Source organism: Streptomonospora arabica, assembly GCF_039531585.1.
Classification (GTDB): Bacteria; Actinomycetota; Actinomycetes; order Streptosporangiales; family Streptosporangiaceae; genus Streptomonospora; species Streptomonospora halophila.
Genome location: NZ_BAAAQI010000004.1, coordinates 18,208 through 42,107, shown reverse-complemented (window position 1 = coordinate 42,107; position 23,900 = coordinate 18,208). Strand labels below are relative to the sequence as shown.

Below are 23,900 nucleotides of genomic sequence, written 5' to 3'. Positions count from 1 at the left end.
AGACGGACATGCGGCGAATTTCCGGATCAGTGGCCAACCGCGGCATACCCGAGCGAACGCGGCGAATCGACGGAGCTTTTCCTGTGATTTGTTCCGAAATATCGGCAGTGCCGTCGAAGGCGCCGGATGCCGCGCGAAAGATCTCCCCTTATTCGACGCCGGATTTTCTTTATGCGGCGGCACGCGCGGTGGTAATGTATTTCTTGCGAAGCTTCGCCTGCCGGTTGCACGGCACCTCCGCGTGTCCATCGTTCATTTATATGAAGGGTCGATTATGGCGAACGGCGTGAAAGAGCGCGAGCGGCTGAACGAGCGGTTCGCGCACTGGGACAACAACGGCGACGGAACCATCGACCGCTCCGACTTCGAGGCCGAGGCGCGCGAGATCATGCGCAACCTCGGTGAGGACGACACCACTCCCCGCGGCCGCGCGGTCTTCGACGCCTACACGCAGATGTGGGACTACCTGTCGAGCAAGGCCGGCAAGACCTCGCTCAACGCCGACGAGTTCGCGGAGGTCGCCGAGGCCGAGATCATCAGCCAGGGCGATGAAGGCTTCAGCCGCGTGCTGCGTCCGACCATCAGGGCGATCGTGGACCTCCTCGACCAGGACGGCGACGGCCGGGTCAGCCCCGACGAGTTCGCGCGCTGGCTCGACGCGGTCGGCGTGGCAGGCGACCCCCAGGCCGTCTTCCGCAGCGTCGACACCAACAGCAACGGCTATCTGACCGTCGACGAGCTCATGGCCGCCGTGCGCGACTACCACCTGGGGCGCGCCGACGTCCCGCTCCTCGGCCGGTAACCGGTCAGCTGTGCCTGGGCCGCCCACAGCACAGGGGGTGTGGGCGGCCCCGGTTCCTGCCGCCGGGCGCGCCCCGATCCCCTCGGGCACGCCCGGCGGCGATGCGGTGTCCGACCGGATCCCTCGGATCCGTCCGATCCGCCGGAGCGGCACCGGCGCCGCTCCGGCACCGGAGCCGGTGCCGCTTTCGAAGGCTCCCGCTCAGCCCGCTCGGCCCGCCCCCGCCGCCGCGGCGGTCGGCCCCCCGGTCCGGGACGCGGGCGCGAACTCGACCCGGTCCTCCGGCCGCAGCCCCAGTTCGTCGCCCGTCAGCGGGGAGCGGGTGTGCACGAGGATGTTGTAGTGGTTGGGGAAGTGGCACCCGTCGAACCCCAGCACGGTACCGACCACGCGCCCGTTCACCCGCAGCTCGTCACCGCGGTCGACGACGCCCGCGCACTCCATCTCGGCGAAGCCGAGGAACGCGACGCGGTCGATCCGCGACCCCGCCGCCGTCTCCGCGTGGTCGGTGGCGACCAGCTCGTGCACCTCGCCCGCCCGCACACACCGGCCGGCGAACGCCAGCAGCTCCATCCCGCGCTCCTCGCGCCGATGGATCAGCACCTTGACCACCGTGCCCGTGACCGCCCGCTTGGGCCCGTCCTCCCCGATCACCGGCCCGCTCCTTCCGCGTCGTTTGCGGTGCCCTCGGGCACCGGCTCCCCTCCGGGCCGCGCCCGGCACTCGGACCGGTAGGCGGCGTCCACGAGGGCGAGCGCCGCCGGCCCGCCGTCGTCGTCCCGCGTGCCGGGGCTGCGCAGACGGCTCTCGAAGTCGCCCAGCACGCCCCGGTACTCGTGCCACAGCGAGTCCTTGAAGCCCGGGAAGCCGCCCAGCATGTCGGCGGAGTCGGTCCTCCCGTCGGCCAGCCGCACCCAGACGTCCTTGAGCTCGCCGTCGTAGGACCAGTCCAGCTCCACCGCCGCGGTGGCGCTGTCTGCGGAGATCAGCCGGACCGCGGCTCGCCGGTCGACCGCCTCGCGGTCGCGGGCGATGTGCGCCTCGGCCACCGAAAGCTCACCCAGCAGCATCCGTGCCAGGTCGAAGGCGTTGGGGCCGTTGTCCGCCACACATCCCCCGCCGCTGCGGTCCGGGTCCAGGTACCAGGAGTCGCGGCCGATGTGGTCCTCGATCCGCTCCAGGTAGCGCACACGCACCTCGGCCACCGGCACCCCCTCGGGCAGCCGTTCGGCGAGGGCGCGCACGGCGCGGTTGTAGCGCCGGTGGAAGGCGGTGAACAGCGTGACACCGCGCAGCCGGGCCTCGGCCCGCAGCGCCTCGCCGTCGGAGGGCAGGAGGGCCAGTGGCTTCTCCACGCAGACCGGCACGCCGGCGGCCAGCACGTCGCGGCACAGCGGCGCGTGCATGTGGTTGGGCGCACTGACCACCGCCGCGTCGAGCCCGCCGCTGGAGAGCATCTCGCGGTGGTCCGCGTAGCAGCGGACGCGGCCGCGCAGCGCGGCGAGCGCCTCGGGGCGGCGGTCGCACACCGCCGCCAGCCGCAGCGACGGCATGCTCTCCAGCGCGGCCAGGTAGAAGCGGGAGATGGCGCCCAGACCGATGACGCCGACGCGCAGGGGGGTCTCGGGCATCAGCGCCCTCCGACGACAGGCGGCGCCGCGACCCCCGCGACCCCCGCGACCCCCGCGGCCTCGGCGGCCTCGGCGAGTTCGCGCAGGAGCGCGGACGGCAGCCGGACGCCGTCGCGGCGGTGGCGCAGCGCCGACTCGGCCTCGTGCCAGCCCGGGTAGCGCACCGGCGACTCGGCGTCGGTCGGCGGCGCTGCCAGCACCGCTGAGAACAGGTCGCCGGCGTCGGCCCCGAAGCCTTCGCGCAACCGGTCCGGGGCGACGGCAGCAGCGAGGAAGCCGATGTCGTCGTCGCTGCGGCCGTCGCCCCTCCGGTCCGCCTGCACGGGGCCGAGGCCCGCGCCGGGCAGCAGCGCCGCCAGCACCTCCACGGCCAGCGCCAGTCCGAACCCCTTGTACGCGCCGCCGGAGCGGGCCGAGGCGCCCGCGCCCAGCCACAGCAGGTGCGCGTCGCCGCGGTCGAAGGCCGCGGGGTCGGTGACGGTATCGCCGGCGGAGTCCGCCAGCCAGCCGGCGGGGACGCTGCGCCCCGCCCGCGCGGCCTCGCGCACGCGGCCCGTGGGAGCCGCGGTCGTGCTCATGTCCAGCACGAACGGGTGACCGGGCAGAGCGGGCGCGGCGACGCTGAGCGGGTTGGTGCCCAGCAGCGGAGCCAGCCCACCGGGCGGCGGAGCGATGCGCTGGCGGCCGCAGTTGGCCGCGACGACGCCGATCATGCCGTGCTCGGCGGCGCGCGCCGCATGGTGGCCGGCGCAGCCGAAGTGGGTGGCGCCGCGCACCGACACCAGTCCGACCCCGTACTCCCGCGCCCGCTGCACAGCCGTGTCCACGGCCGCGCCCGCCTGCCACAGGCCCGGCGCGCGGCAGGCGTCGATCAGCAGGGACGCGCCGTTGTCGGCCAGGGTGCGCGGCCGCGCCCGGGGGTCCACGCGGCCGTCGGCGAGCGCGGGCAGGTAGATGCGCGCGAGGTTGGCCAGCCCATGGGAAGGGTGGCCGCACAGGTCGCCGTAGCACAGGGCCTCGGCGGCGGCCCGGGCGCGCTCGGACGGCAGGCCGTGCGCGGCGAACAGGCGCTCGGTGAAGGCGAGAAGTTCGGCGGCGAAGACGTGCTGGCCGCCGCCGTGCGGCTCAGGCGGGGCGCCCGGTTCCGGAACGGGGGCGGGGGGAGCCGGGGTGCCGGCTCCCCCCCCCCCCGCGGCCGGGGACTGCTGCGTGTCTGGGGCTACCACGGTGGGTACCGCCTTCCTCTCCTCGTCGTGTACTGGGATTGCGTCCCTCGGCAGGTCCGGCACCGGTCCGGCGGCCCGCCGCGGGAGGGGGCCGCCGGACCGGTGCCGGCGGAAGGACCGCCCCCCGGTCGCGGGCGGGGGGCGGTCGAAGCGCCCGGCGGGGGGCGCTGGGGGACCGCGGCCGGTCATGCGGAGCGGTCTCCCGTCCGGGACGGCGGGGCCGGCGGGGCGCAGGCCCGCGGATCGGGCCGGTACTCGCGGGCGAAGGCCGTGAGGACGCGCGCGACCGCCTCGGCGAAGCCTTCGAGCTCGGCCAGGCGGGCGAACTCGCCGTCGGCGTGGGCGTTGTTGGCGGCCAGGTCGCCGGGCCCCAGCACCGCCGCGGCGGTCCCGGGAACACCGTCCATCCACACCGCGTCGCAGGTGAACGCCTGCTCGTCGGGGGGCCAGAGCGCCAGACCCGCGCGCTCGCCCAGCAGGCGGTGCATCCAGGGGTCGCGGCAGTCGAGGGTGGGCAGGCCGCTCTTGAGCCACTCCAGGTGGGTGACCTGCCGTGCCTCGGCGGCCGTCAGCGCGAACCCGGGGGCCTGTGCGAAGCGCGCCGCGAACGCGTCGAGCCCGCCGTCCAGGGCCGCCGCGACCGCCGCGCCCAGCCGCCGTCCGGCCTCGGTGCCGGCGTAGGGCAGGTTGAGCAGCAGGTCGCCGCTGCCGTAGACCCGGTTGTGCCGCGTGCCGGTGCACAGCCCCGCCACGCACACCGGCTCGGTCTCGCCCGCCCGCTCCGCCAGGGACGCGGCCAGGTGCTGGGCGAGGAAGCCCAGCAGCACCGTGGCGTTGTGGCCGCCGCCGGGGCGGTCGTCGACGGAGTCGCGCCCGGCGACCCGCACGCGGGCGGTCATGGCGGCGGTGGATCGCGGCAGGTAGCGCAGGCCGGTCGGTTCGCAGAACAGGTTCAGCCGGCCGACGTGGCCCTGCTCGACCAGCGGGCGCGTGCCGAAGGTGCCCATGGCGCCGCCCTCCTCCCCGGCGACCGCCTGGATCAGCACGCCGATCCCGGAGCCGGTGCCGATGGAGGGCTCGGCGCGCAGCGCCGCGCGGACGCCGGCGAGCAGCGCCACGGCCGGGCCCTTGGCGTCGACGGCGCCGCGTCCGTGGAAGCTCTCGCCGTCGAATCGCGGCGGCTCCCAGCCGGAGACCGTGTCGAGGTGGACGTTGAACATGGCGGTCGCGGCGCGCGGGCGCGGCGGGCCCAGCCGCAGCACCAGGCTGGGCTCGGCGGCCAGGAACCCGGGGTTCTCGGCCGCGGCCTCGCGCACGGCCAGGGGGACGTCGGCGCGGTCCACCCGGGCCGGGTCCGGGGCCGCGTGGTGGACGGCGGCGAAGCCCAGGGCGGCGGCGGCGCGCGCGTAGGCGTCCTGGGCCTCGCGCAACCGGGGCGGTGCGGCTCCAGGGCCGGTCTCCAGCAGTCCGGCGGTGGGCAGTTCCAGCAGGCGCAGCAGCAGCCGGCGGTCGGCCTCCGACAGGGGCGCCGGGCTCACCGCGGCGTCCCCGCGCCGGTCGCCCCTGTGCCCGCCGCCGCGGCCACGACCTCCGCGGCGAGGCGGCGCAGCGCCTCGCCCGAGGCGGCGAATCCGTCGGGGTCGCCCGACCCCGCCGCGCGGCCCAGATGCGGACGCAGCGCCAGGTGCGGCTCGATGGACCAGACACCCCGGTAACCGCGCTCCACCAGCATGCGCAGGCACTCGGCGACGCCGGCCCGGCCCTCGCCGGGCGCGGTGTAGACGGGCTCGCCGCCCCCGGCCGCGGGCAGCGCGTCCTTGACGTGCACGTGCGCCACGCGGTCGGCGATGTCGGCGAGCAGGGCGGGGGAGTCGTAGCCGTGCGCGACGCCGTTGCCGGTGTCGAACAGCAGGCCCAGAGCGGGGCTGGCGGCGGCGTCGAGCAGGTCGAGCATCCGCTCGGCGCGGTCGGCGGCCCACCCGGCGCAGTTCTCGGCCAGCAGCAGGACACCGCGGCTCTCGGCGACGGCGCACAGGCGGCGCACCCGCTCCACCGCGCGGCGGCGCCACTCGGGCTCGGCGAGGCCGTCGTTCGGGTAGGTCATGATGCGGATCGCGCCGGCGCCCAGCGCGGCGCAGCGCCCGGCGAGGACCTCCAGCTCGCGCAGGTCGGCGTCGAAGTCGGCGGTGACGGGCCGCGCCCAGTCGCCGATGCGGGAGTCCAGGCAGCAGACGGCGACGCCGCGCACCTCCAGCTCGGCGGCGATCCCGGCGAAGGCGCGGTCGTCGATGTCGGCGACGGCCCGCCCGCCGACGCTGCGCAGCTCCAGGCAGCGCCAGCCGAGGCGGTCGAGCGCGGAAAGCTGGTCGCGCAGGCCGCTGCCGGCCTCGTCGCCGATGCCGGCGAACACGATGCCGGGTGCGGGCCCGGGCGGACCGGCGGAGGAGGGCGGAGCGGAGCCGGGCCGGAGATCAGGCGGGGTCGGCATGGCGGATCCTCTCCCCGGCGCGCACAGGCGAGCCGGGCCCCGCGGCCGCCCGTTCGGCGCACATCGCCTTCGCGGCCGAGAGCAGGCGCACCGCGCGGACCTGCAGGCCGAAGGCGTCCTCGACGGGCGGTCTGCGCAGCCCGGCGAAGTGCTCGTAGGCGCCCAGGACGAAGTCGGCCAGCGCGTCGTCGTGGAAGACCAGGTGCAGCGAGCCGTCCTCGGTGGCGGCCCGAAGCTGGGAGGTGTCGTCGTCCTCGCTGCAGGGGTAGTGGCCGACCAGCGTGCCGCGCTCGAACTCCAGGGTGATGCGGCGTTCGCGGGTGGGTGCGGTCAGGTCGGAGAAGATCTCGGTGGCGGCGCCGGAGTCGTGCTGCAGCACCAGGCCCGCCTGGCCGAGGCGGGGGACCTCGACGTTGCCCAGCGCCATGTCGCTCCAGCTGGCCGACGCGACGCGGGCGCCGCCGGCCAGGGCCAGCGCGACCCCCACCGAGTGGGGCAGCTCGACGTCGAAGACGGTCGGGTGGGCGCGGCTGGTCAGCGAGCGCACGAACCGCGGCTTGCGCTGGACGACGGACACGCTGCGCAGGCCGCCGAGCTCGGGCGGCGGAACCGGAGCGCCGTCGCCGTGCGGGCTGAGCCCGTGCAGCCGGCCCTCGCGGACGGCGGCTCGCAGGCGGTGGGTGAGCGCGCTGGTCAGCCACTGGGCGACCACGGCCAGGTGCAGGTCGAAGCGGCGGCGCAGCGCCACCACGGCCTCCAGTTCGCGTTCGTCGGCGGCCAGCGGCTTCTCGACGAGGATGCGGCGGTAGCCGAGGCCGGCGAGCTCCTCCAGCAACCGGATGCGCGTGCCGGGCGGGGTGCACATGTGGACGACGGTGTCCGCGGCATCGGCGGTGTCGGCGGCCGCGCGCAGGGACGCGACCGGCTGCGTCCCCGGGGGCGGGGGGTCGGGGCGGCCGAGCGGGTCGAAGCAGAGGACGGGCCGGGGGGCGAAGACGGGGCGCCGGCCGGCCAGGGACCTGGCCCGCGCCAGCGCCGGGAGGTGCAGGCCGCGTCCCGCGCGGCCCAGCCCCACGACGAGCGTCTGCAGCATGGCGGCCACATCATCCCTTCTCGAGCTGGGTGATCTGCGAAATGTGCTTCGGGTGCGGGTGGGCGGACACGGCCGCTTCCGGCGCACCGGGAAATGCGAACCGGTCGATTTCCGCGTGCGGAGGCGGGGCGGGTTTTCGGTGCGGCGCGCAATGGCGGTTTCGTGAACGGGTCCAGATTCGTGCCGCGGCGCCGCGCTTGTCAACCGCTATCCGGCGTTATTCGAGCCGAGTGGACCGGGCGCGATTGATTCCGTGCAATTGCTTCTCGGATATGGCGGTAAGCGCGGGGAAGTGCGGTTTCTGTCAGTCCTGTGTCGTATTGAGGGGAAATAGCCCTTCCGGGATCCGCCTTCACGGCGCCTCGTCGCCCTGCCGGCCCTGCGGCCCGCAGTCCGGTGGACGGGTTTCCGGATTTCCCGGTTAGATTCGCCGCGGCCCGGGCATAATCGGGTCCGCCTTGGAAAACCGGCAGTCGAAAACGGTGCCCCCCGTCGTTCGAGTTGTTTCGCCGGCCCCCCGATATTCGACCTAGGTGTTATATGGAACGCGAGATTTCGGACGCCGTTTCAGCGGTTTCCGCAGCGGTGGCCGATCATGTCCCGCAGACCGCCGCGGAACCGTCGCCGGTACCGTTCTTCACCCAGCGCGACACGTTCGCGCGCCTGTGGCCCGACATCCGCCGTCACTGCTGCGAGGTGCTCGACAACGGCAAGTTCTCGCACGGCGGCAAGGTCGCCGAACTGGAGGCCGCGCTCGCCGAGTGGACCGGCGCCGGCCACGTCGTCGGCGTCAACTCCGCCACCGACGCGCTGGTGCTGCTGCTGCGCGCCGTCGGCCTGCGCCCGGGCGACGAGGTCGTGGTGCCGGCCTTCAGCTTCATCGCCTCCGCTTCGGCCGTCGCGCTGGCCCGCGGCCGCCCGGTCTTCGCCGACATCGACCCCGTCAGCTACGCGATGGACCCCGCCTCCGCCGGGGCCGCCGTCACCGACCGCACCCGCGCGCTGATGCCGGTGCACCTGTTCTGCCAGATGGCCGACATGGCGGAGCTGGGCGCGCTCGCGGCCCGCCACGGGCTCACCGTCGTCGAGGACAGCGCCGAGGCCATCGGCATGCGCTGGAACGGGACCCACGCCGGCCTGCTCGGCGCCGGCGGCGTGCTCTCCTTCTTCCCCGCCAAGACGCTCGGCGCCGTCGGCGACGCGGGCGCGGTCATCACCGACGACGCCGAGACCGCCCGCACCACCGCCGCCCTGCGCCACCACGGGCGACGCGGCGACACCCTCGACGCGTTCTCCCGCATCTCCACGACCACCAGCCTGCCCGGCCACAACAGCAAGATGGACGACCTGCAGGCGGCGGTGCTGCTGGCCAAGCTGCCCGACCTGGGGGCCGGCATCCGGCGCCGCGCCGAACTGGCCGCCGCCTACACCGAGCGGCTGCGCGGCGTGCCCGGCATCGTCCGCCTGCCCGCTCCGGTGCCGCGCCCGGCGGCCGTCGACCCCGTCTACTACGTCTACCTGGCCGAGTTCGAGCGCCGCGACGAGCTGGCCGCCCACCTGGCCGACCACGGCGTGGGCACCGAGACCTACTACCCGGTGCCGCTGCACCTGCAGCCCTGCTTCGCCGACCTCGGCCACCGCCCCGGCGACTTCCCCAACGCCGAGGCCGCCTGCGCCCGCGCGCTCGCGCTTCCGCTCTACCCCGACCTCACCCTGGACGCGGTCGACCGGGTCTGCGCGCTCATCACCCGCTTCTACACCGGAAGGGAGCCGGCGTGATCCCGTTCTTTCCGCCCGACCTGTTCGAGGCCGACCGGGCGGAGCTGCTGGAGGCCCTGCACGCGGTGGGCACCGACCCCGACCAGCGGTTCATCCTCGGCCGGCGCACCGCCGCGTTCGAGGACGCCCTGCGCCGGCGGCTGGGTGCGGCCGACGCCGTCGCCTGCTCCAGCGGCACCAGCGCGCTGAGCCTGGTGCTGGCGGCGATGGACGTCGAGCCCGGCGACGAGGTCGTCGTGCCCGCCTTCGGCTGCGCGCCGCTGGCCGCCGCGGTCTGCGGGCTCGGCGCGGTCCCGGTCTTCGCCGACATCGACCCCCGGACCCTGGTCGCCGATCCCGCGTCCGCCGAGGCCGCCGTCACCGGCCGCACCCGCGCCCTGATGCCCGCGCACATGTTCTCGGTGATGGCCGACATGCCGCGCTTCGCCGAGATCGCCCGGCATTGCGGGCTGCGCCTGGTCGAGGACTCCGCGGTGGCCCAGGGGGGAGTACTGGCCGGCCGCCCGGCGGGCCTGTGGGGCGAAGCCGGGGTGTTCTCGTTCGTCCAGGTCAAGACGTTCGGCACCGCGGGCGAGGGCGGAGCCGTGGTTACCGGCGACCCCGGCCTCGGCCGGGCCGTGCGGATGCTGCGCAACCACGGCCAGGACGGCGCCCGCCGATTCCTGCACCACCGCGTGGGCTACAACAGCCGCTTCGACGAGGTCCTCGCCGCGTTCCAGCTGCACCGGCTGCCCGGGCTCGCCGACCGCCTGGAGCGCCGCGCGCGGATCGCCGACTACTACACCGACCGCTTCGCCGACCTCGCCGACCGCGGCGTGGTCGCGCCCCCGCCCGGCCGCGAAGGCCGCTGCTACTACGTCTACACCCTGCTGGCCGAGCACCGCGACGACCTCAAGGCCCACCTGGCCCGCGACGGCGTCGGCAGCCACGTCTACTACCCGCGCCCGCTGCCGCGCCAGCCCGCCTTCGCCCCCTACGCGCCGCCGGGCGCCGCGTGGCCCAACGCCGAATCCGCCGCCCGGCGCAACCTGTCCCTCCCGCTCTACCCGCACCTGAGCGACTCCCAGGTCGAGCACATCGCCGACTCCGTGTGCGCCCACACCCGCCACGGCGGGAGCGCCCCCCTCGTTCCGAGCCGACGAGCACTCTAGGAGGACCCGATGGCACCCGAGGACCCCCCGCGGACCGCCGCCCCCCGCCCCCTCCAGCGTCCCGCCCTGCCGGCCAAGGCCGGCGCCTACGCCCGTCTGGCCAAGCTCGACATCATCGACTACTACCTCGGCCTGCTGGTGGCGTGGAGCCTGCTGGCCCCCGTCGAGCGCACCGACCCCGCCGTGCTCGCCGCGCTGGTGCTGCTGCTGGCGGGCGAACTGTGCATGGTCGCGGTCATGACCTCGTTCGACGACGTCACCGGGCTGCGTGACGGCAGCGACGCCGCCAACTACGGCCCCGACGCCCCCCGCCGCAAGCTCGTCCGCAAACCGCTGATCGCCGGCACGCTCAGCGAGGCCGAGGCCATCCGCTTCGGCTGGGCGGCGGCCGCCGCGACGGCGCTGATCTGGGGCGCGGCGGTCGCCGTCGCGCCGCACAGCCCGCTGTGGGCCGTCGGCGCGCTCGCGCTGTGCCTGGTGTGCTCGGCCCAGTACTCCTGGGGCCTCAAGCTCAGCTATCACGGCTGGCAGGAGGTCTTCCTGGTCGCGCTGGGCGTGGGCCTGCTGGCCGGACCCTACGGCCTGCTCTCCGGCACGCTCGACGCGTTCGTGCTCGTCCAGGGTGTGCTCTTCGGACTGGGCCCCCTGCTGTTCGGGGTCTACTCCAACACCAACGACATCCCCGGCGACGCCCGGGTACACCGCCCCACCGTCGCGGTGCTGACCTCGCCGCGCGGCAACGCCGCCTTCGTCGCGGCGGTCTCCGCGGCCGAGGCGGCCATCATCGTCGGGGCCGCGGTCGCGGGCGTCGCGCCCTGGTGGTTCGCTTTGGCCCTGTCGCCCGTCGTCGCCCTGCGCGCCCTCCAGTGGACCATCGGCTTCGTCCGCGGCGACATCCTGCGCGCCCGGAACCTGGGCATCAGGATCCACCGCGTGGCCGTCGCCCTGCTGATCGCGGTCAACCTGGCGCACCCCCTCGTCCCGGGGGCATCCCTGTGACCCCGCGCCGCCGGGCGGGGGCGGGCCGCCGGCGCGCGGGCGGGCCGCGATGACGGCCGCACCCCCCGACATCGACGCCGCGGTCGTGGGGGCCGGGATCGGGGGCCTGGCGACGGCCCACTTCATGCGCCGGGCGGGCCGCGAGGTGCACGTGTTCGAGGCGGCCGACTCCGTCGGCGGGCGGATGCGCACCCTGCGCCGCGGCGGATGGACCGTCGACACCGGCGCCGAGATGATCCCGTCCGCCGGCTACCCCGCCACCTGGGCGCTGATCCGCGAACTGGGCCTGGCCGCGGCCGACGTCCCGCGCGTGCCCGGCGCCCTGTCCCTCTGGCGCGACGGGCGCGCCCGCCCCAACGCGGGGCGCCCGCTCGGTCTGCTCACCGGCGCCGGGCTCTCCGCGCGCGCCCGCGTGGAGCTCGTGCGGCTCCTGGCCGGCGGCGCCGGCGACCAGGCGGCCGGCACCCTGGAGGAGTTCGCCGAGCGCCACAGCCCTGAGCTGCGCGAGGGGTTCCTCCACCCGCTCGCGGCGGGGTTCTTCGGCTGGCGCCCGGAGCGCTCCGCCGCCGCGCCGCTGCTCGCCCACCTGCGGTCAACCGGCAGCACCGCGCACTGGCGCACCTACCGGGGCGGCATGGACACCCTCGCCCGCAGGCTCGCCGCGGGCCTGGAGGTCTCAACCGGCCGTGTGGTGCACGAGGTCGCCGCGGCCCCCTGCGGCGCGCGCCTCACCCTCGACGACACCGCGGTCACGGCGCGCTCGGCGGTGCTCGCGGTACCCGCGCCGCTCGCCGCAGGACTGCACCCCGGCGCGCCTGCGGAGGAGCGCGACTTCCTCGCCGCGTGCTCCTTCGCGCCGATGCTGCGCGTGAGCCTGGAGCTGGAGCGCCGGCCCTCCGCGGCCGCGGGCATGCGCGGATTCGCCGTCCTCGTCCCCTCCACCGAGGACGACCTGGTCAACGTCGTCACCCTCGACCACAACAAGCATCCCGACCGCGCGCCCGCCGGGCGCGGCCTGGTCTCGCTGATCAGCACGCCGCCCGCCACCGCCTCGCTCATCGGCGCGAGCGACGCCGAGATCACAGCGGCGCTCGCCGAGCGGGCCGAGCGCTACCTGCCCGGACTGCGCGGCATGGTCGGCCGCGTCCACGTCCACCGCTTCCCCCACGGGCTGCCGGAGGCCGCGCCCGCGGCGCTGCGCGCCCGCGCGGCGTTCCGCGCGCGCTCCGCCCGCGCGATCGACTACGCCGGCGACTGGGTGGAGCTGCGTCCCTGCAGCGAGGGCGCGGTCGCCTCCGCGCACGTCGCCGCCTCCCGCGTCCTCGCCGACGCCGCCGAACGGTGCCCCGCCCACCGAGTCAGTCCAGTCCCCGGGAAGGACAACCGATGAAACGGCTCGACGTCGCCACGCTGTTCGACACGCTCGCCGACCGGCGCAGCCCCACCACCGCCTACCTCAGCCGCCCGCTGGACGTCCACCCCGGCGCCGCCGTCGAGCTGGGCGTCGCCGACCTGGCCGCGCTGGTCGAGGACGCCGCCGGCTGGCTGGCGGCGGCGGGGGCGGGCCCCGGTGACCGGGTCGCGCTCGTCAAGCGCAACCACTGGGACATCGTGCTGCTGGCGATGGCGGCCATCCGCCTGGGCGCGGTGCCCGCCCCCATCTCCGCGCACATCGCCCCGCCCACCCTGGGCACGATGCTGGCGCGGCTGCGCCCCGAGGTGCTGGCCCTCGACGGCGCCACGGCCGAGCGCCTGCGCGCCGCCGGCGTCGACCCGCCCGCCCGCCGCCGGCTGCTGCTCGACGGCAGCCGCGAGGCGCTGCCCGGCGCGGTACCGCTGGCCGACGCCCGCGGCCACCGGGCCCCCGCGCCGCAGCGGCGGCGCGACGACGAACCGCTGATCATCGTGCACACCTCCGGCACCACCGGTACCCCGAAGCTGGTGGTGCACTCCACGCGGACGATCGTGCGCCGCCTCATCGGCTTCGAGGCACACCGCTGGCCGGTGCTCAGCAGCCGCCCCGACGACACGGTCGCCTCGGCCACGTCCTTCGTGCACGGCCGCGCGTTCGCCTGGACGGCGAGCGTGTTCTGGCTGCGCCCGCGCGCGGTCGCGCTCGTGGCCGACCACGCGCCGGAGAGCGCCGAGCCGTTCCTGCGCGAGCACCCGCCCACCACGCTGGAGGCGCTGCCGGCCACCTATGTTCGCTGGCAGCCGCTGGCCCGCGCGCAGGGCGCCGGCAACGTGTTCCGCCGGGTCCGGCTCTACATCAGCACCTTCGACGCCGTTCACCCGCCCGCCGTGCGCGGCTTCCTCGCCGCCAGCGCCCGGCGCCGCCCCGTCTGGCTGCAGGGCTGGGGCCAGAGCGAGACCGGGCCGCTCACCTTCCGGTTCCTGACCCGCAAAGCGCTGGCCGGTGTCGGGGAGCGCCGCCCCACCACCCGCGACCTCGGCCGCCCGGTTCCGGGCCGCACCAGGCTGCGCGTCGTCGACCCCGCCACCCTGCGCCCGCAGCCGCGGGGCCGCCCGGGGCTAATCCTGGCCCGCACGAAGGCGCTGGGCCACGGGTACGTGGGCGAACCCGAGCGCTGGGCCGCCAAGGAGCTGGGCGGCTGGTGGAACACCGAGGACATCGGCGAGGTGACCCGGAGCGGGTCGGTGCGGGTGCTGGACCGCGAGGTCGACGCCGTGGAGCGGATGAGCTGCATGGAGATCGAGGACGTCGTCGACGACCGGATTCCCGAGGTGCTGGAGTGCGTCGTCCTGCGCCCGCGGGAGGGCCCGCCGCTGCCGGTCGTGGTCACCGAGTCGGGCCGGCTCCACCCCGGCGTCTGGCGCCGGGCCACGTCCGACCTTCCGCGGTTGGCCGATCCCCTGGTGGCGGTCTGGGACGACCTCCCCCGCACCGGGACCGGCAAGGTCCGCCGCCTCGAACTCCGCGCCCGCCTGCTGGGCACCGCCCGCCGCATCCCGCGTCCGCGCGTCGCCGGCTCCGCCTCGGCCGAGCAGTGAGCCGCGGAGCGGACCCGCGCAGCGGCCGCGGACCGATGCCCGTGATCGGCGGCGGGCCCGCCGCCGCCCGGGCGGCCGCAGGACTCCGGCGGAGGTGCGGCGCGCGGCGGACCCCTCCGGCCGGTCTCGGCTGTGCCCGGCCGCCGCAGGGGCGCCCGCACCCGGCGTGCCCGCCTTGCGCACACGGCCGCCCGCTCGGCGGCTCCGGCGGGCGGGAGCGGTCGGCCGGGCGAAGGCGCGGCACACAGCGGCTCCGGTGCGGCCGGGACGACGGAAACGGGGGAGTGCGATGACGCTGTCCGATACGGGCGTCGCCGCCGGCGACACGGCGGCGCCGCTGGCGGGTCTCACCGTGGAACGCGCGGGGGAGTCCGTCGCGGCGCGCGTCGCCGAGACCCACCTGCGGATGCTCGGGGCCGGCTCCGCCGCGGAGCCGGGCGGCGACCCGCCCGAGGGCGCACCGCCGGACGCGCCGGCAGGTCGCCTGGTGGTCGGCGTGCCCGGCGGGCGCATCGGCTGCGACATCGACTGGGCCGGTCCCCTCGGCGTACCCCTCGGCGACGAGACCGCCGTTCAGGCCGCCTGCGGCATCATGCACGTCCACGGGCGCGCGGTGGGGGAGCCGCGTCCGCTCGGGCTGGACTACGCCTCCGCGGTCGGCGGCGTCCTGGCCGTCCACGGCCTGCTCGCCGCCGCCATCGGCCGGTTGCGCGGCTCCGGCGCCGCCGGTGTGCGCACCTCGGTCGCCCAGGCGGCGCTGCTCAGCGTCGGCCAGTACCTGGCGGCGGCGACCGCGCCGGAGGCCGGGCGGCCGGAAGAGCCCCGGCACGGCGGCCCGCCGTTCGACTCGGCCGACGGCGTGCGCTTCGAGATCGAGACGTTCGACGCCGAGACCTGGCAGCGGTTCTGGGCGCTGCTGGGCGCCGACCAAAGCGCGCTCGCCCGCGGATGGCGCCCCTTCCTGCACCGCTACGCCGCAGCCGCCTGCCCGCTGCCGCCGGAGCTGCAGGCCACGGCCGCAGCGCACGTCTTCCGGGCGATCGCCGACGCGGCCCAGGCGGCGGGGATCAGCCTCGTGCGGGTGCGCGGCGCCGACACTTCGACCGCCGTCCGCGCCGACCGCGCCCCGTGGCGGCTGTCCGCCGCTCCGCGGGCGGGGACGCCGGAGCCGGTTCCCGGGGCCCGCGGCCCCGGAACCGCATCGCCGCTGAAGGGACTGGTCGTCGTGGAGTCCGCGCGACGCGTCCAGGGGCCGCTGGCGGGCCACGTGCTGCGGCTGCTCGGCGCCGAGGTCGTGCGCATCGAGCCGCCCGGCGGCGACCCGCTGCGCTGGATGCCGCCGACGGTCGGCCGGTGCTCGGCCCGGTTCCTCGCGCTGAACCGCGGCAAGCGGGTCGTCGAGATCGACATCAAGTCCCCGGCGGGCCGGCGCGAGGTGTGCGAGCTCGTGGCCGGGGCCGACGTCTTCCTGCACAACTGGGCGCCGGGAAAGGCCGCCGCCTTCGGGCTGGACGCCGCCGACCTGCACGCGGTGCGCCCCGACCTGGTCTACGCCTGCGCCTCGGGCTGGGGCCGCGCCGAGGGAGCGGGCTCCGCGATGGGCGGAGCGCAGCCGCTGGGCACCGACTTCCTGGTGCAGGCACACAGCGGGGTCGGCGCGCTGGTGCGCCCGCGGGGCGAGCCCCCCGCGCCGTCGCTGATGACGCTGACCGACGTACTGGGCGGCCTGATCAGCGCGGAGGGGATCCTCGCCGGACTGCTGGCGCGGTGCCGCGGAGCCGGCGGCGCCCGGGTCGACTCCTCCCTCTACGACGCCGCGACCGTGCTCACCGGCTCGGCCGCGGCGGCCGGAGCGAGCGCGGGCGTGCACGGCCGCGCCGACCGGCGCCCGCTGCGGGGACCGCTGCACGATCCGCTGCCCGCACGCGACGGCCGGCTCGCGCTCGGGTCGCGCGCTCGCGGCGCACCCGACCGGGTCGCCCGCGCTCTGGGCGCGGCCGCGCCGGCCGGCGACGTCCGGGCGGCCCTCGCCGCGCACTGCCGCGCCTACCCGGCGGCCGAGCTGGCCGGGCGGCTGCGCGCCGCCGGGCTGGACGCCACCCCCGTGTGCACCGACCTGGCTGAGCTGGCCGCCGACCCCCGGTTCGGCGCCGCCGTCGAGGCCGCCGGCGCCGCATTCGTCCGCTCACCCTGGGAGTTCTCACCGTGAACGCTGCCTGGACGTCGAACAACGGGATCGTGCTCACCGACCTCGTACCCTCGCGCCTGCGCCGCGCGTGGGTGGAGCAGGGGTACTGCCCCGACACCGACCTCTACACGCTCTTCCGCCGCCGTGTGCGCGAGCACCCGCACCGCGACGCCGTCGTCGACGCCGAGGGCGCGCTCGACTACTCCGCCCTGGACGCGCGCGTGCGCGGCCTCGCCGCGGCCCTGTCGGAGGCCGGGTTCGGCCCGGGCGACATCGTCGCGCTCCAGATCTCCGACGGCTGGCGGGCCGCGGCCGCCGAGCTGGCGGTCGCCGCGATCGGCGCGGTGTCGCTGCCCTATCCCGCCATGCGCGGGCGCGCGGGGATCTCGGCGCTGCTGCGCCGCTCGCGGGCGAGCGCGGTGATCGCGGGCGACGCCACCGGGCGCACCGACCCGCTCACCGAGCTGGCGCGGCTGCGGCCGGAGCTGCCGCACCTGGCCGCGGTGTTCTCCCTGGGCGCGGGCCCCGACCCGCGCGCCGGAGCCGTGCCGCTGGACGCGGCCGCCGCCGACGGCGGGGCGGGGTTCGACGGGCCCGGGGCCGCGGCCCCGCCCGAGTCGCCGGCGCGCATCCTGGTGACCTCCGGTTCGGAGTCCGAACCGAAGATGATCGCCTACTCCCACAACGCGTTCGCCGGCGGGCGCGCCAACTACGTCGCCGCGCTGCACGACGGCTCGGTGCCCATGCGCAATCTGGTGCTGGTGCCGCTGGCCTCCTCCTACGGATCGCTCGGCGTCCCGGTGACCCTCGCGGGACTGGGCGGCACGCTGATCGTGCTGGAGAGGTTCGACCCCGCCGCCGCCCTGCGGGCGACGGCCGAGCACCGGCCCACCCACCTGTTCGCGGTGCCCACCATGCTGCGCCGGATGGCGGCCCGGCCGCACCGCCCCGACGAGGACACGTCGTCGCTGCGCACCGTCGTGACCAGCTCGGCGATCCTGGAGGCCGGGGTCCTCGACGCCGCGCGCGCCAGGTTCCGCCGCCCGGTGCTCACCGTCTACGGCTCCGCGGACGGCATGAACTGCCACACCCCCCACGGCGCCGGCGCGCGGCCGGGAGGGGTGACCGGGCCCCCGGACCCGGCCGCGGCCGAGATCCGCATCGTGGCCTCCGACGGACTCGACGCCGCGCCCGGCGGCGAGGGCGAGATCTGGGCGCGGGGGCCGATGAGCCCGCTGTGCTATGTCAACGCACCCGAGTTGGACGCGCGCTACCGGTCGCAGGACGGCTGGGTGCGCAGCGGCGACCGTGGCAGGTTCGAGGACGACGGCGCCCTGCGGGTGATCGACCGGCTCAAGCGCGTAGTCAAGCGCGGCGGCTACTCCGTCAGCCCGCGCGAGGTCGAGCGGCACGTCGCAGCGCATCCGGCCGTCGCCGAGGCGGTGTGCGTGGGGGTGCCCGACGAGGACCTGGGCGAGCGGCTGTGCGCGTGCGTGGTGCAGCGCGCGGGCGCGGAGCCGATCGCGCTGGCCGAGCTGAGGGCGTTCCTGGAAGACGGCGCCGGGCTGGAGCGCGTGAAGCTGCCGGAGGCGCTGCTGCGGCTGAGCGAACTGCCGCTGGGAGCCACCGGCAAGGTCTGCCACCGCACGCTGGCGGAGTGGGCGGCGTCCCTCGGCGACCGGGCGCCCGCGCCCGGTTCCGGGCCGGCACCCGCGGTCGCGGCCCGGCACGGCAGGTAGGCGCGGGACACCGGGCGGAGGACAGGGGGAGGACATGGCGGACGCCACAGACGCGGTCGACGCGGTCGACGCGGTCGACGCGAACGAGAGGGCCCCCGCGGCGGCGGAGCCGGAGGCGGCGGGGCGGCCGGGGCCCACGGGGTACCTGTTCGACAACGACAGCGACCACGCCGTCGAGCAGCACGACTGCCTGGCGGCGGCCTACGATGCCGCCACCACGCAGGCCCTCGCCCGGACGGGTGCGGGCCCCGGCTGGCGTTGCCTGGAGGTCGGCGGCGGAGGCGGCAGCGTGGGCCGGTGGCTGGCCCGGCGCGTGGCGCCGCAGGGCGCGGTGGTGGTCACCGACATCAAGCCCGAGCGCATCCCGCGCGAGCCGGGCATGCGGGTGGTGCGCCACGACGTCGTGCGCGAGCGCTTGCCCGAGAGCGCCTTCGACCTGGTCCACGCGCGGCTGGTGCTGATGCACCTGCCCGAGCGCGACGCCGTCCTGGCCCGGCTGCTGCGCACGCTGCGCCCGGGCGGGTGGCTGCAGCTGGACGAGCTCGACGCCAGCCACGCGCCGGGGTTGGCGATGCCCGACGCGGCGGGGGCACGGCTGTACGCGCGCTTCCAGCGGGCCAAGCTCCGCGCGCTCACGGCGTCGGGGGCCGATCCCGCGTGGGGCGCGCACGCCGCTGCGGCGCTGCGCCGGGCGGGGTTCGCCGACGTCGACCCGCGGCCGCACGTGTCGGTGTGGTGCGCCGGGTCGCCGGGCGCGCGCCTGCAGGCGCACCACACCCGCCACCTGCGCGGAGCGCTGCTGGAGGCCGGCATGACCGAGGAGGAGCTGGAGCGGGTGCGCCGCCTGCTGGCCCACCCGGACTTCCTCGCGTGCTCGCCCGCGTTCTACACCGTCCAGGCCCGCCGCCGCTAGCGGCCGGCCAAGATGCCGCCGCAATGACCCGTTCCCCGCCCCGGGAGCAGGGGCGGGGAACGGGTTTCTCGGGAAAGGCGCGTCGGTCAGCCCACGGAGAAGCTGAAGGGGCCGGTTAGTCCGCTCGGGGGCGCGTGCCAGCCGTGGTTCGGCTGGACAGCGACCCCGGGCAGCATGCAGTTCGGAGTCGCGTGGATCGTGACCTCGGAGTCGGTCTGGTTGAGCAGGACGTGCGCGGTCCCGGGAAGGGCGTAGCACGCCCCGTCCGGCGGATTGTCGTAGGTTTCCAGGGCCTGGAGCTCGGACTTGTAGACGACGACCCTTCCCGTGGCGGCCTGTGCCGTACCGGCCATGGCCAGCACCAGCGCGCCGGAAAGAGCCGCGGCGGATATCACGGGAAGGGTTGCGGAAAACAGGCGCATTCGGTCTCCGATGGACTCGTGCGTGCATATTCGGACACGTGCGCTGCTTCGCGTCCGGCGTTGCGATCTGATTCTGACCCTGCTCGATCCCCAGGTCAACCGGATCTGTGAGCGCGATCGCGACTATCCTTTTTCGGAATTCCCTTCCGGGTGGCCGAAAACGAGTACCTCGAAATCGTTGCCCGGTGAATGTGCGGGATGGCGGGCGTGCATTCCCGGAAAAAGAGGGGTCGAACGGCTCGGAGCCGGAGGAGTCGAGGGGCCGGAGCGGTTCGCCGTGTCCGCGGCCGCGCCCCGTGCCCCCGCCGAAGGCAGTACCGCTGACGCGCGGGTCGGCCCGGCCGCGCCGTTCGGCGGGTGCGCCACCCACGCCCCGCAAGGCACCCCGAAGCCGCGCCGGGCGTCTGAACAGGAACGACGGGGTCCGTGCGGCGCTGCGGTGCCCCCGGCGACCGCGTCGGGGCACGCGCTTCTCACCGTGCTCTCATCCGCCTCGGCTTCACCGGACCACCCATGGCCGGACCCGGAGTCCTCGTCGCCGACGATGAGCCCGACATCGTCGACACGGTGAGCACCGTCCTGGAGTCCCACGGCTTCGACACGGCCGCGGCCGCCACCGCATCGGCGGGGTCCCGGAGGTCATGCCGTCCGGGTCGTACCGCGGCGGCGATCATGGTCATCGTGTCCGCGTCGTTCGTGTTCGGCGACAACGCGATGGTCGAGCCCATCCCCTTCGAGCCGGCGGCGGCGCCTTCCTCGCCCGCCTGACCCCGGTGCCGTCGGTGACGGCCCTGTTCGGCCGGTCGGCCTGGTGGCTGCCGCCGACCGGTAGCCCGCCGGAGCCGAGGAGGACCGGCCGCGGTCGGCCGCCTCGGCTCGTCCAGCCCCCGCCCATCGCCCGGGACGGTGCGGCGGGGACACGCTGTGTCACCCCGAAGCCGCCCCGGGCGTGGCGCGGCCCGCGGGCGCCGGGCGGTGATCCATTCATGTGCATCGGTACGTGAAGCAGGCCATGCATTTTCTTTTCCGTTTTCCCGATGCGCGAGTCGTTCTGGTGGTGGTGTGCCCCGTTGTTTACGCGTGCGTCCCGGTTGGCGCATGGTGTCGGGAAAAGGCCAGCTCAGGGCGATTGTTCAATGCCTCCAAAAAGGATCATACGTTTGTGTGTGGCTTGACCGGAATTCCGGTGTGACCATGGTTCGCGGGAGGAGTGGTGGCCCGTGGAGATCCGCCTGCTCGGGCCGGCGGTGCGCGTCCTGGTCGACGGTCGGGTCGCCGACGCCGGAACTCTGAAGGAGCGCTCGATACTCGCGGTGCTCGCCCTGTCGGCCGGCAGCGCCGTGCCGACCGGCACGCTGATCGAACGGGTCTGGGGCCCTTCGCCTTCGGCGTCGGTGCGTTCCAGCCTCTACGCCTGTATCGCCCGCATCCGGTCGCGGATGCGGGCGGCCGGCGCGGGCGCAGGACTGCGCAAGCGCTCCGACGGCTACAGCCTGGAGATCGCGCCCGAGGCGGTCGACTGGCTGCGCGTGAAAGCGCTGCGCAAGCGGGCACAGGACCTCGCGGAGGCGGGGGAGCACCGCGCCGCGAGCGTGCTGCTGACCGAGGCGCTGGACCTGTGGGAGGGCGATCCGCTCTCGGAACTGCCGGGCGAGTGGACGCACGCCACACGCGCGGAGATGAACCAGACGCGGCTGATCCTGGTCAACCGGTGGGCCGAGGCGAGCATGCGCATCGGCCACCACGACGACGTGGTCGCCGTCGTCTCCGAGGCGGCCGCTGGGCACCCCGACAACGAGCAGCTCACCGTGCGGCTCATGGAGGCCCTGGCCGCCACCGGCCGCCACGCCGAAGCCGTCGACTCCTACAACCGGCTGCGCGGCGTGCTCGCCGAGGAGGGCAACAACCCGGGCGCAGCCACGCAGGAGGCCTTCCAGCGGGTCCTGGCCGGGCAGACGCGTGTCGCCGACGAGCCGGCCTCGCGCGTCCCCGCGCCCGGCGCACCGGGCGCAGGCGCCGAACGGGCCGCCCCGCCGCCCCGCGTGTACGACAGCCTCGCCCGCGACATCGGGGACTTCACCGCGCGCGGCCCCGAGCTGGCGGAGATCCTCTCCTTCTGCCGCGGCGCGTCCGACGCGACGACGGTGGCGGTCATCAGCGGCATGGCCGGCGTCGGCAAGACCGCGCTCGCGGTCCGCGCCGCGCACCTGCTGCGCGACGACTTCGACATCCGCCTCCAGCTCGACCTGCACGGGCACAGTCAGGGACAGGAGCCGCTGGAGCCTGCGCAAGCGCTGCACACCCTGCTGCGCGAGCTGGAGGTGGAGGCCGATCGCATCCCGGCCGAACCGCAGGCGCGCGCAGCCCTGTGGTCGAGCCGCCTCGCCGGGCACCGGACCCTGCTCGTGCTCGACGACGCCGCCCGCGGCCGGATCGCCCCGCTGATCCCTGGCACGCCGGGCTGCGTGGTACTCGTGACGAGCCGGTGGCGGCTGACGGAGCTGGACGGGGTGCACCACGTCCGCCTGTCCGAGCCGAGCGGTCCCGAGGCGGCCGGGATGCTCGCCGCGTTCGCCGCCCTCGGCGGCGGTGAGGACGACCCCGACGTGCGGAGGATCGCGGCGTCCTGCGGGAGGCTGCCGCTCGCCCTGCGTGTGGTCGGCGCCCGGCTGCGCCTCCACCCGGCGTGGACGCCGGCCCACGTCGCCGACCGGCTCGCCCGCAAGGGGCTCGCGGAGATGCGGGACCTCGGCCACGACGTCGCCGCCGTCTTCGAGATGTCGTTCCAGGCACTGGGAGCCGGTGCCCGCGCGGCCTTCCTGCGGATCGGCGCCCACCCCGTCGCGGAGCCGTCCCTGCCGGCGCTCGCGGCCGCGCTCGGCGACGCGAGCCCCGGCGCCGCGGCCGCCGAAGCGGCGGCGGAGGAGCTGCTGGAGACCAACCTCGTGGAGGAGACCGCGCCCGGCCGGTACCGCATGCACGCCCTGCTCCACGAGTTCGCCCGGAAGCGCGCCGCCGAGCTGCTGCCCGAGGAGGAGCGGCGCGCCGCACTGCTGCGGACGATGGACCACTACTGGTCGGCGGCCGATGCGGCCGACCGGGCCGTGCACCCCGAGCGCCGCCGCCCGGCGGAGCGGCCCGGCGGACCCGCCCTGCTGCCTCCGTTCGCCGGGGCCGCGGACGCCCGCCGCTGGTTCGACGAGGAGTACTCGGCGATCGACGCCGCGATCACCGGTGCGCGCGAGGGCGAGTTCGCCGACGCGCCCGATGTCCGCCGCTACGCCGTTCGCCTGCCCTTGGCCGTGGCCGGGCTGGCCGACTCGGATGGACCGTGGGAGCGCTCCGAGCGCCATCTCGCCGCCTGCCTGGAGCTGTGCCGCGCCGGGGCCGACGAGGAGAACGCGGCGCTGGCGGCCTTCGAGCTGAGCCGGGTGCAGCGCCGCCTGCGCCGCCTGGACGACGCGAAGGCCAACGCCGAGGCCGCCCTGGAGCAGTGGCGGCGCGAGGGCGACGTAGGGGGAGAGGCTCTGGCCCGAGATCAGCTCGGGCTCGTGCACTTCGAGGCCGCGCGCAACAGCGCCGCATTGCGCGAACACACGGCGGCCCTGGAGCTGTTCCGCCGCGCCCGCGACGCCCGTGGGTGTGCCGAAACGCTGGACCATGTCGGGGTCTGCCGGGGCAACCTCGGCGACCTCGCCTCCGCCGAGTCCGCGTTCACCGAGGCTTCGGCGATCGCGCGGGCCGCGGGAGACCGCCAACTGGAAGCTAGGAGCCTGGGGAACATGGCGGGCTCGCTGTACCTGCGGGGCAGGCACCGGGACGCCGTGCGCATCTGCGAGCGGGTGCTCGCCGTCTTCGAGGAACTCGGCGACCAGCGCAAGCTCGGACAGACCATGCAGAACACGGCTGCGCTGCTGGTCTACGAAGGGATGTACGACGAGGCGGTGGACCTGTTCGGGCGCGCGCACGAGGTGCTGGTGCGTGTAGGTGAGGAAGGGCCCGCGATCAGGGCCCTGGCGGGGATGAGTGAGGCTCTGGTGGAGCTCGGGCGCCGCTCCGAGGCCTGGGCGGTGACCGAGCGCGCGTTCGAGCTGGCCGGGACGCTGGTCGACCCCGTCACGGAGTCCCAGCTCATGCGCTGCTACGGCGACCTGCTGACTTCGGTGCAGCGCACGTCCGAGGCCCGGCTCTACTACCGCAACGCGTGCGGCCTCGCGGGAAACGGGGTCTCCGTCCACGACGAGATGCTGGCTCTCGACCGCCTGGGCGACGTGTACGCGAGAGCGGGGCGCGGCTCCGAGGCCACCGCGCACTGGCGGCGCGCGTGGAATCTGGCGGAGGCAATGCAGGCACCGCAGTCGTCGGCACTCCGCATCAAAATCGAGTCATTCGGAGATTCCGGTCATTCGGGGCATGTTTTCATCGGATGAATAGTCAATCGCCCGGGTATGTCCGGT

18 protein-coding genes are annotated in these 23,900 nt (G+C 75.7%); 11 read left to right on the top strand and 7 right to left on the bottom strand.

Annotation, left to right across the window (positions count from 1 at the left end; genetic code table 11):
* Positions 1–274 precede the first annotated feature (274 nt).
* Positions 275–802, top strand: a complete 528-nt coding sequence (locus ABD284_RS08685; protein WP_344142087.1) for an EF-hand domain-containing protein — start codon at positions 275–277, stop codon at positions 800–802.
* Between the two features lie 201 nt (positions 803–1,003).
* Here the strand turns inward: ABD284_RS08685 and ABD284_RS08680 are convergent, their stop codons facing one another.
* The 6 genes from ABD284_RS08680 to ABD284_RS08655 all read right to left on the bottom strand — a co-directional run bounded on the left by ABD284_RS08680 (position 1,004) and on the right by ABD284_RS08655 (position 7,240).
* On the bottom strand, positions 1,004–1,456 hold the full coding sequence (locus ABD284_RS08680) for a DUF6917 domain-containing protein (RefSeq protein ID WP_344142086.1): 453 nt from the start codon (positions 1,454–1,456) through the stop codon (positions 1,004–1,006).
* The gene (locus tag ABD284_RS08675) at positions 1,453–2,433 is read right to left on the bottom strand and encodes a Gfo/Idh/MocA family protein (RefSeq protein ID WP_344142084.1); all 981 of its coding nucleotides are present in this window, start codon (positions 2,431–2,433) and stop codon (positions 1,453–1,455) included. The genes ABD284_RS08680 and ABD284_RS08675 overlap by 4 nt, the downstream gene beginning before the upstream one ends.
* On the bottom strand, positions 2,433–3,659 hold the full coding sequence (locus ABD284_RS08670; RefSeq protein ID WP_344142083.1) for an Ldh family oxidoreductase: 1,227 nt from the start codon (positions 3,657–3,659) through the stop codon (positions 2,433–2,435). The genes ABD284_RS08675 and ABD284_RS08670 overlap by 1 nt, the downstream gene beginning before the upstream one ends.
* 185 nt (positions 3,660–3,844) lie before the next feature.
* A complete protein-coding gene (locus ABD284_RS08665) occupies positions 3,845–5,197 on the bottom strand; it encodes a M20/M25/M40 family metallo-hydrolase (RefSeq protein ID WP_344142082.1) in 1,353 nt (450 codons plus the stop codon).
* Positions 5,194–6,147: a sugar phosphate isomerase/epimerase family protein gene (locus tag ABD284_RS08660; protein WP_344142080.1), complete on the bottom strand. Its 954-nt coding sequence runs from the start codon at positions 6,145–6,147 to the stop codon at positions 5,194–5,196. The genes ABD284_RS08665 and ABD284_RS08660 overlap by 4 nt, the downstream gene beginning before the upstream one ends.
* Complete coding sequence (locus ABD284_RS08655; RefSeq protein WP_344142078.1) at positions 6,131–7,240, bottom strand: Gfo/Idh/MocA family oxidoreductase; 1,110 nt, start codon at positions 7,238–7,240, stop codon at positions 6,131–6,133. The genes ABD284_RS08660 and ABD284_RS08655 overlap by 17 nt, the downstream gene beginning before the upstream one ends.
* A 540-nt stretch (positions 7,241–7,780) precedes the next feature.
* On the opposite strand from ABD284_RS08655, the gene ABD284_RS08650 reads away from it, so the two are divergent.
* The 8 genes from ABD284_RS08650 (at position 7,781) to ABD284_RS08615 (ending at position 19,021) form a co-directional block, all read left to right on the top strand.
* On the top strand, positions 7,781–9,019 hold the full coding sequence (locus tag ABD284_RS08650; protein ID WP_344142077.1) for a DegT/DnrJ/EryC1/StrS family aminotransferase: 1,239 nt from the start codon (positions 7,781–7,783) through the stop codon (positions 9,017–9,019).
* On the top strand, positions 9,016–10,170 hold the full coding sequence (locus tag ABD284_RS08645; RefSeq protein WP_344142075.1) for a DegT/DnrJ/EryC1/StrS family aminotransferase: 1,155 nt from the start codon (positions 9,016–9,018) through the stop codon (positions 10,168–10,170). The genes ABD284_RS08650 and ABD284_RS08645 overlap by 4 nt, the downstream gene beginning before the upstream one ends.
* Before the next feature lie 9 nt (positions 10,171–10,179).
* Entirely contained in the window at positions 10,180–11,169 is a 990-nt protein-coding gene (locus ABD284_RS08640) for a UbiA family prenyltransferase (protein ID WP_344142074.1), read from the top strand.
* A 49-nt stretch (positions 11,170–11,218) separates the two neighbouring features.
* Positions 11,219–12,559, top strand: coding sequence for a protoporphyrinogen/coproporphyrinogen oxidase (locus ABD284_RS08635; protein WP_344142073.1), 1,341 nt, complete (start codon positions 11,219–11,221; stop codon positions 12,557–12,559).
* Complete coding sequence (locus ABD284_RS08630; RefSeq protein WP_344142071.1) at positions 12,556–14,181, top strand: AMP-binding protein; 1,626 nt, start codon at positions 12,556–12,558, stop codon at positions 14,179–14,181. Before ABD284_RS08635 ends, ABD284_RS08630 begins: the two co-directional genes overlap by 4 nt.
* 289 nt (positions 14,182–14,470) lie before the next feature.
* Complete coding sequence (locus ABD284_RS08625; RefSeq protein ID WP_344142070.1) at positions 14,471–16,390, top strand: CoA transferase; 1,920 nt, start codon at positions 14,471–14,473, stop codon at positions 16,388–16,390.
* Positions 16,387–18,108: a class I adenylate-forming enzyme family protein gene (locus ABD284_RS08620; RefSeq protein WP_344142068.1), complete on the top strand. Its 1,722-nt coding sequence runs from the start codon at positions 16,387–16,389 to the stop codon at positions 18,106–18,108. The genes ABD284_RS08625 and ABD284_RS08620 overlap by 4 nt, the downstream gene beginning before the upstream one ends.
* Before the next feature lie 34 nt (positions 18,109–18,142).
* On the top strand, positions 18,143–19,021 hold the full coding sequence (locus ABD284_RS08615; RefSeq protein ID WP_344142067.1) for a class I SAM-dependent methyltransferase: 879 nt from the start codon (positions 18,143–18,145) through the stop codon (positions 19,019–19,021).
* An 86-nt stretch (positions 19,022–19,107) separates the two neighbouring features.
* Here the strand turns inward: ABD284_RS08615 and ABD284_RS08610 are convergent, their stop codons facing one another.
* Positions 19,108–19,443, bottom strand: coding sequence for a hypothetical protein (locus tag ABD284_RS08610; protein ID WP_344142066.1), 336 nt, complete (start codon positions 19,441–19,443; stop codon positions 19,108–19,110).
* A gap of 513 nt (positions 19,444–19,956) precedes the next feature.
* Here ABD284_RS08610 and ABD284_RS08605 point away from each other — a divergent pair.
* Positions 19,957–20,211 carry a response regulator gene (locus ABD284_RS08605; RefSeq protein WP_344142065.1) on the top strand — a complete coding sequence of 85 codons (255 nt, stop codon included), beginning with the start codon at positions 19,957–19,959 and terminating at the stop codon, positions 20,209–20,211.
* Positions 20,212–20,663: 452 nt separating this feature from the next.
* On the top strand, positions 20,664–23,873 hold the full coding sequence (locus ABD284_RS08600; RefSeq protein ID WP_344142063.1) for an AfsR/SARP family transcriptional regulator: 3,210 nt from the start codon (positions 20,664–20,666) through the stop codon (positions 23,871–23,873).
* Positions 23,874–23,900: the final 27 nt, after the last annotated feature.

Coding starts and splice junctions, on each gene's coding strand:
- ABD284_RS08605 (WP_344142065.1), top strand. CDS start 19,957: ATGGCCGGACCCGGAGTCCTCGTCGCCGACGATGAGCCCGACATCGTC.
- ABD284_RS08630 (WP_344142071.1), top strand. CDS start 12,556: ATGAAACGGCTCGACGTCGCCACGCTGTTCGACACGCTCGCCGACCGG.
- ABD284_RS08615 (WP_344142067.1), top strand. CDS start 18,143: ATGGCGGACGCCACAGACGCGGTCGACGCGGTCGACGCGGTCGACGCG.
- ABD284_RS08675 (WP_344142084.1), bottom strand. CDS start 2,433: ATGCCCGAGACCCCCCTGCGCGTCGGCGTCATCGGTCTGGGCGCCATC.
- ABD284_RS08685 (WP_344142087.1), top strand. CDS start 275: ATGGCGAACGGCGTGAAAGAGCGCGAGCGGCTGAACGAGCGGTTCGCG.
- ABD284_RS08650 (WP_344142077.1), top strand. CDS start 7,781: ATGGAACGCGAGATTTCGGACGCCGTTTCAGCGGTTTCCGCAGCGGTG.
- ABD284_RS08655 (WP_344142078.1), bottom strand. CDS start 7,240: ATGCTGCAGACGCTCGTCGTGGGGCTGGGCCGCGCGGGACGCGGCCTG.
- ABD284_RS08610 (WP_344142066.1), bottom strand. CDS start 19,443: ATGCGCCTGTTTTCCGCAACCCTTCCCGTGATATCCGCCGCGGCTCTT.
- ABD284_RS08640 (WP_344142074.1), top strand. CDS start 10,180: ATGGCACCCGAGGACCCCCCGCGGACCGCCGCCCCCCGCCCCCTCCAG.
- ABD284_RS08625 (WP_344142070.1), top strand. CDS start 14,471: ATGACGCTGTCCGATACGGGCGTCGCCGCCGGCGACACGGCGGCGCCG.
- ABD284_RS08635 (WP_344142073.1), top strand. CDS start 11,219: ATGACGGCCGCACCCCCCGACATCGACGCCGCGGTCGTGGGGGCCGGG.
- ABD284_RS08660 (WP_344142080.1), bottom strand. CDS start 6,147: ATGCCGACCCCGCCTGATCTCCGGCCCGGCTCCGCTCCGCCCTCCTCC.